At 56.6% G+C, this 1,513-nt stretch carries 3 protein-coding genes and 1 pseudogene; 1 reads left to right on the top strand and 3 read right to left on the bottom strand.

Annotated elements, in window-relative coordinates:
• The first annotated feature begins 307 nt into the window (after positions 1–307).
• On the top strand, positions 308–475 hold the full coding sequence (locus D6877_RS20410) for a general stress protein (protein ID WP_130911927.1): 168 nt from the start codon (positions 308–310) through the stop codon (positions 473–475).
• Between the two features lie 65 nt (positions 476–540).
• On the opposite strand, the gene D6877_RS20415 is transcribed toward D6877_RS20410, so the two are convergent.
• From D6877_RS20415 to D6877_RS20425, 3 genes and pseudogenes are all read right to left on the bottom strand, one after another.
• The gene (locus tag D6877_RS20415) at positions 541–771 is read right to left on the bottom strand and encodes a hypothetical protein (RefSeq protein ID WP_016774936.1); all 231 of its coding nucleotides are present in this window, start codon (positions 769–771) and stop codon (positions 541–543) included.
• A 121-nt stretch (positions 772–892) separates the two neighbouring features.
• The gene (locus D6877_RS20420) at positions 893–1,123 is read right to left on the bottom strand and encodes a hypothetical protein (protein ID WP_130911928.1); all 231 of its coding nucleotides are present in this window, start codon (positions 1,121–1,123) and stop codon (positions 893–895) included.
• Positions 1,124–1,329: 206 nt separating this feature from the next.
• A pseudogene (locus D6877_RS20425) lies at positions 1,330–1,513 on the bottom strand (DNA topoisomerase IB); the annotation flags it as partial.

Raw genomic sequence — 1,513 nt, forward strand, 5'->3', positions numbered from 1 at the left:
TAACGTTTCGCTAGTTATGTCCGTTGTCGCACCGGACATCTACTCCGATTACGAGCCGGCGAAGAATGTTTTGAAAATTTTTATCCAGCCCGATGAACGGTAAGTTTGTGATGAAACTTATACAGACTGTTTTTTCTGCGCCGCTTCGTATAACTTTTCATGATTGAGGTCGGTTATGAAAAGAGTCGGGTCATGTCGCCGTTTCGCTTTGCATTTCATAACCATTGGTCGGCAGCAAGTTGAACTGTAATTTGCCCCAACTAGAGTCTGGAGAGTGTATGTCTAAAACTATTTCGAGGGCATGAACATGACCAATCACCACAGGGGACAACCGTTTGCCGAGGATCCGCAAAAAATCAAGGAAGCCGGCAAGAAAGGCGGCAGTTCGGTCAACGTGAAAGTCGACCGGGCGGAAAAGGCACGCGTCGGCGGGCAGCACAGCCATGGCGGTGCGCGTACGGGCAAGGGTGACTGAGGCGCCGGAGTCCACCAATCGCCGTCCTCTCTGCGCCTGTGCAGAGAGGACTTCTACGCTGACGCCTATCTGAACCGTGGCAACGGACGGTCAATCGGCTTGAGTGTCGACAACGTGTCGCGAATCAGCGGCGCATCTTTTTCGATGTCATGCAGACGATCGCGAATGCGCAGTGCCGTCGGGTGTCCGCCCTGATGATCGACCCAGTCGGCGATCTCTTTGCAGGCGGCTGCAAGGCGCGCCTGGCGGGCGTCAAGCAAGGTGAGGAGGGTGGTGATGGACTCTTTTTCGGACATGGAACACCTCCGTTCTATGAAACCGCTGAACCGCAACAAAAAGCCCGCAGGTTGCGAGCGTTCTGCCGTTGGGGTGCTGCTCCATCAGCTGGTTTCAGTATAGACCCGCTATCGCCGGGCATCAGCCGGAGTGCAGGCGGGCCGGTAGTTGAGAACTCGCTGCGTTGAGGCGCTGACATTCAGCTTGAGCATCCGCGTGCTGGTCAAAGCCATCGCCGAAAAAGCCGCCGGTGCGTGTGTCGCAGATACGAAACCATGCCGATGCTTCGGCGGGTTCCTGCTGGCTGTCTTCGGCGCGGCGGCCGTGAATGACGATTTTGGTGCAACGCTTCACGACGAAAATGTCTTCCATGGCGCCACCGCAGTTGATTCGTGTCAGATCAACTATAGAAGCCCTGCGTGATCGTGCAAAAAATACCCGCCTCAACTCGTCGGCAAACGTCTGTAGGAGTGTGAGCCTGATCGCGATAGCGATGCGTCAGTTGATGAACATGTCGACTGACAGAGCGCTATCGCGAGCAGGCTCACTCCTACGGGGGGGTGATGTTGTGCCGGAAATCAGCATGCCTCGGTCACCTCACACATGCGTTCGAGAAACATGGCCAAGGCTACTTCCTCGGCGCGCAGGCCTTTGCGTACTCGCGGTCGAGGCAGTTCGGCGAGCGCGCCGAGCATGAAATGTTCGAGCACGGCGGGGTGGATGTAGCACTTGCGGCACACCGCCGGCGTGTTGCCCAGCTGT

This window comes from Pseudomonas sp. Sample_9, from assembly GCF_004307535.1.
Classification (GTDB): Bacteria; Pseudomonadota; Gammaproteobacteria; order Pseudomonadales; family Pseudomonadaceae; genus Aquipseudomonas; species Aquipseudomonas mercuritolerans.

Excerpts from the sequence above, each read along its gene's own strand:
- D6877_RS20410 (WP_130911927.1), top strand. The coding sequence starts at position 308 with ATGACCAATCACCACAGGGGACAACCGTTTGCCGAGGATCCGCAAAAA.
- D6877_RS20415 (WP_016774936.1), bottom strand. The coding sequence starts at position 771 with ATGTCCGAAAAAGAGTCCATCACCACCCTCCTCACCTTGCTTGACGCC.
- D6877_RS20420 (WP_130911928.1), bottom strand. The coding sequence starts at position 1,123 with ATGGAAGACATTTTCGTCGTGAAGCGTTGCACCAAAATCGTCATTCAC.